The 5,415-nt window shown below is 39.0% G+C and carries 5 protein-coding genes; all 5 read right to left on the bottom strand.

Annotated elements, in window-relative coordinates; genetic code table 11:
- Window positions 1-817: FtsQ-type POTRA domain-containing protein (locus tag RYP29_RS08040; RefSeq protein ID WP_311532998.1), on the bottom strand; the 817-nt coding region annotated here is incomplete at its 3' end.
- Window positions 818-844: 27 nt separating this feature from the next.
- Complete coding sequence (locus RYP29_RS08035; RefSeq protein WP_311532997.1) at window positions 845-1,777, bottom strand: D-alanine--D-alanine ligase; 933 nt, start codon at window positions 1,775-1,777, stop codon at window positions 845-847.
- A complete protein-coding gene (gene murC, locus RYP29_RS08030; RefSeq protein WP_311532996.1) occupies window positions 1,774-3,156 on the bottom strand; it encodes a UDP-N-acetylmuramate--L-alanine ligase in 1,383 nt (460 codons plus the stop codon). The genes RYP29_RS08035 and murC overlap by 4 nt, the downstream gene beginning before the upstream one ends.
- 15 nt (window positions 3,157-3,171) lie before the next feature.
- On the bottom strand, window positions 3,172-4,281 hold the full coding sequence (gene murG, locus RYP29_RS08025; protein ID WP_311532995.1) for an undecaprenyldiphospho-muramoylpentapeptide beta-N-acetylglucosaminyltransferase: 1,110 nt from the start codon (window positions 4,279-4,281) through the stop codon (window positions 3,172-3,174).
- A gap of 4 nt (window positions 4,282-4,285) precedes the next feature.
- A partial coding sequence (gene murD, locus RYP29_RS08020) for a UDP-N-acetylmuramoyl-L-alanine--D-glutamate ligase (protein ID WP_311532994.1) occupies window positions 4,286-5,415 on the bottom strand: 1,130 nt, incomplete at its 5' end.

The following is a 5,415-nucleotide window of genomic DNA, read 5'->3' as shown; positions in this document are numbered from 1 at the left end:
ATTGAACATTACCTTGACTCTTAGGTAAATCTTTTAGCATAGACGCTGTTAAATCAGCTTTGCTTTTCAAATCTTCGCCATCACCTAGTCGAATCTGTATACCTGAGACGGTATACGCCATCATATTATTAGGATCACCGATATTGATTTCTGCAATTTGCTTAAATGTATCATCATCTAAGGCGCGCAAATAATCAAGAGCCTGTACAATCGGCTTATCGGTAACCACATCACCTAGCAGTATATTACCACCCTTAACACCGGAAATCATAGGCACCGTAGTATCTTCAATTACACTATCAGACGCAATCACTTGCCCATTCTTATCCAAGGTTAGATACCCAAATTGAGCTGGTATCACAGCAATAGCCTTACGCTCGACTACCCGGACCACCATTGTTAATGGCAATTCGTAACTAATTTGCGCATCTTCAATACGGAGATCCTTTGATAATCGGTGTCGCAAGTTCTCTCTATTGATACGAAGTACATTCACTGGTTCCCCAATATCACCAGCAACCTCTACATCCTGTACAGTGACCTTATCAGATCCAATAACTTTAATAGATCCAAGTGGAATCGGTAGATTAAATAAGCCTAACAACACGATGGCTACAACACCACCTATTTTTAGAAACTTCTTTCTAACCTCCGCTTTCTCTTGTTTACGTTTACGAGCTAATTCACGCTCACTATTATGTATTGAATCTCCATCATCCTTGTGGATTGGCTCAGTCTCAGGATGAAGAAAGTCGGGTCTATGATGCTCCGCATCTATCTGATTTGAGTTGGGTGGATGTTGCTTAAAATCATCCATAACTACTCTCCTTACATACTACAGCATTTAAAACTTCCCATAACCTGCTGTTAATAAGATTTTTTCACATAATTCAGGAAAATCTATGCCCACCTCTTTAGCAGCCTTTGGCACCAAAGAAGTAGCTGTCATACCTGGAATCGTATTGTATTCCAATACATACATATTGTCTTTATCATCAGTCATGACATCAACGCGAATAGCCCCACTCGCTTGTACTTCACGATACACAAGCTCGCCAATAGCTTGCATATCTTTTGTCATATCTGCACTAATTGGAGCCGGTACTAAATAATCAGTAGCGCCTGCCGTATATTTACTAGCGTAATCATATTCACCAGAATGAGGTCTGATTTCAATGATAGCCAATGCCTTACCGTCCAATACAGAAACAGTAAATTCACGACCATTTAAATATTGTTCCACCACAAGAATTGGGTCATATGTAAGCGCCTCTGTAACAGCCTTAGCCAATTGATCTTCTTCTTTTACAATGGTAACGCCAATACTAGAGCCTTGCGTTGCTGGTTTCAATACTACAGGCAAGGAGAATTTTGCTTCAATATCTTTAATAATATCTTCTTTCGACTGTAAATTACCATTGTAAGAAATAGATTCTGCCGTAGGAATATGAGCACCTTTAAACACATCTTTACTTACTTTTTTATTCATCCCTACAGAATGTGCCATAATGCCAGATCCTGTATATGGGATTTCAGCCATCTCTAATGCACCTTGCAAAGCGCCATCTTCACCATAACGTCCATGAATCGCATTAAATACAACATCGCCCTTTAGGTTTTCAATATCTTGTAATACAGTGCGAGGATTTAGTTCTAATGTGGAAACGTGATACCCCTTGCTAATTAAAGCCTCTGCGATGGCTGCGCCAGTTCTACGAGATACTTCAGCCTCAGCAGATGGACCACCCATTAATACGATGATATGTTTATCTTTCATTGTAAACCTTCTTCCAATAATGCTAATAACTTTGGACCATATTGATTAATAGATCCTGCCCCCATAGTAATAACCAAATCATTTGGTCGTACCACCTTCGCAAGAACGGCTGGCAAATCATTTACATCTTCCACATAATTTACATGTTGATGCGTTACTTCACTAATAATATTTGGAATTGTATGACCATCAATACCGCTAATAGGATCTTCTCCAGAACTATATATATCTGTCATATAGATTTCATCTGCACTTGTGAAAGCAGTAGCAAATTCGTCTTTCAACAAGGATGTACGAGAATAGCGATGCGGTTGGAACACGCAGATAACACGATGCTTTTCTAATTCCTTAGCCGCTTTTAAAGTCGCTTTAATTTCTGTTGGATGATGAGCATAATCATCGACTACCCATACACCTGCTACATGCCCCTTTGTTTCAAAACGACGTTTAGCACCGATGAATTTACCTAAAGCTTTCACAATAGTTGGCACTGGAACATGACAGCATTCATGAGTCACAATAAAAGATGCTAAAGAATTTAACACATTATGATTACCTGGTACACGCAAGGATACACGACCTAACGTTTCACCTTTACGAACTACATCATAGACAAGAGAACTGTCTTCATAATGAATATTTTTTGCCACATAATCATTAGTCTCTTCCAAACCATATGTGATAAATTGACGTTCCACTTTGCCCATTACATAACGAATATTATCATTGTCACCACAAACGACTGCTTTACCATCGACAGGTAATGTTTCAACGAATTGACAGAATGCATTCAATAGATTTTCCATCGTCTTATAATGATCCATATGATCATCTTCGATATTTGTAATAACAATCGTCTTAGGTCTTAATTTTAAGAAAGAACCATCACTTTCATCAGCTTCTACGACAGAGTATTCACCTTTACCTAAACAACTACTCCCCTTTAGATAATCAACTTCGCCACCGATAATAACAGTTGGCTCCATTTGTCCTTCTACAAGAATTTGACCAATCATCGAAGTAGTAGATGTTTTACCATGAGCACCGGCTACAGCAATACCATTTGTAACATCTAATACGGCTTTTACAATGTCAGAGCGATGTAAAATAGTGATGCCTTGTTCCTTTGCTGCTACGATTTCCGGATTATCCTCACGAATGGCTGTGGAACGAACTACAGCATCTACACCTTGTACATAGTCAGCATTATGACCGATATGAACGGTAGCGCCCATTTGTCTAAAACGTTCAATTACATCAGATTCTTTTACATCAGAACCAGATACTTCATATCCTTTTTGAATTAAAATATTCGCAATAGCGCGCATACCAGATCCACCTATACCGATGAGATGAATCTTATGGATACCTTCTAACATAATTACTCTCCTTAACTATTTCGCAATAGATAACGCTAACTCAGCAATATCATGAGCTGCATTTGGTTTTCCTAAACGTAAAGCACTAGCCCCCATTTGAGCCAATAATTCACGATTTGCCATAAACATTTCGATTTCACTAATTAAATCATGGCTCGTCAAAACCTTATCTACAATCATATGCGCAGCTCCTTCTTGTACGAAAATGCGCGCATTATACGTTTGATGATCTTCTGCAGCATAAGGATATGGCACTAATATAGATGGAATACCACGTACAGCTAATTCGGCAAGACCGATAGCACCAGATCTAAATACGGCCAAATCCGTAGCAGCTAGTGCCTTAGGCATATCATGTAAATATGGCAAAATCAACGATGATTCACCCAAACCAGTGCCATCGTCAATTCCTAATTGCTCTAATACAGTATTATATTCCCCATTCCCTGTAATGTGTATCAACTTAATACCCGGTTTACCTTGGAAATGTTTATGTACATCTACCATGGCCGTATTAATAGTACGGGCACCACGAGAACCACCAGCAATAAGAACTGTAAATATATCATCAGACAGTCCAAAAAATTGTCGACCTTCTGCACGAGAATCTACGAGTACATCAGGACGCACTGGATTACCTGTATATACGACGCGTTTCGCCTTGCTAAATGATTTTGCGGCTTCATTATAACCAACCGCGACTATATCAACAAAACGGCTCAAGATTTTATTCGTAATACCAGCAATAACATTTTGCTCTTGAATTAATGTAGGGATATTACGCAATGCTGCAGCCATTAAAATAGGACCACATACATAGCCACCTGTACCAATCACAACATCTGGTTTAAAATCCGAAATAATCGAATTGGCCTTTACAAGAGAAAGCGCTGTTTTCCCCATTGTTACCAACGTACCTAATGAAAGTTTACGCTGCAAACCTTGTACAGGTAATGTAACAAAATCAATGTTCTCCTTCGGCACCAGATTAGCTTCTAAACCATGTTCTGTTCCCACATAGAGGACCTTAGCATCAGGTTGCTGTTTCATAATTTCCTTATATATCGTAATGGCTGGGTATATATGACCACCTGTGCCACCGCCAGAAATGATGATTCGTTTCACGCCCTTAGCCCCTTTCCTCTAATTCTTTAACACAGTTTTTAAAATCGTCGCCTCGTTCTTCAAAGCAACTATACCAGTCAAAGCTAGAACATGCTGGTGAAAGCAATACAATATCTCCAGCTTTTGCTAATTGATAGCCTAATGCAACAGCTTCTTTCATAGACTGTGCACGATGAATATTTTGAACGCCCATTTTCACAGCAACGGATTCAAATCGATCTGCTGCTTCCCCCATAAAAATGACCTCTTTAGTATGTGCTTTTACAACATTCATGAAGTCTTCTAACGGCGTCATCTTATCATGACCACCAGCCAATAAAATAACAGGTTTATCAAAGGCATCTAAAGCTTTCACTACAGAGTCTGTATTAGTAGCCTTAGAGTCATTATAGAATGTTACATCATGGAATGTTGTGACCCGTTCCAATCTGTGTTCTACACCATGAAATTCTTCAATAGTATGTTTAATATGCTCTACCTCTACACCTAAAGCGTATGTTAAAGCAATTACAGCCAATATATTTTCAATGTTATGAGAACCCTTAATATGGATATGTTCTGTATCAATAACAGGAATAGCCTTGCCATCTGATACAGCATAGCATGTATTGCCTTTAAAATACGCACCACTATCAATCTTATGATGTTGGCTAATGCTAAGAATTGTACTGTGAGCATCTTGTTTCATAGCCGCCACAATAGGGTCATCATCATTGAGGACAACAAAATTACCAGCAGTTTGATTCATAAAAATACGAGCTTTAGCCGCTGCATAGTTTTCCATCGTCTTATGACGCGCCAAATGATCGGGCGTGACATTTAATACAATAGCCCCTAATGGACAAAAGGACTTAATTGTTTCTAATTGATAGCTAGATAGTTCAGCTACTAAATAACCACCTTCTGGCATATGATACGCAGCTTCACTTAGGGAATCACCAATATTTCCGCCCACCTTGACAGGAAGGCCAGTGGATTCCATAACTTGCGTTAATAGAGTTGTTGTGGTGGTCTTACCATTTGTGCCAGTAACACCTAAAATAGGAGATTTGCAAACATCATAAGCAAGCTCTACTTCGCTTACTACATCAATCTTACGATGCAAAGCCTCTTGTACGATTGGAATGGATAAGG

This window comes from uncultured Veillonella sp., assembly GCF_963534045.1.
Taxonomy (GTDB): domain Bacteria; phylum Bacillota; class Negativicutes; order Veillonellales; family Veillonellaceae; genus Veillonella.
This window is presented reverse-complemented; position numbering and strand designations above follow the sequence as displayed.

Excerpts from the sequence above, each read along its gene's own strand:
- RYP29_RS08035 (WP_311532997.1), bottom strand. The coding sequence starts at position 1,777 with ATGAAAGATAAACATATCATCGTATTAATGGGTGGTCCATCTGCTGAG.
- murC (WP_311532996.1), bottom strand. The coding sequence starts at position 3,156 with ATGTTAGAAGGTATCCATAAGATTCATCTCATCGGTATAGGTGGATCT.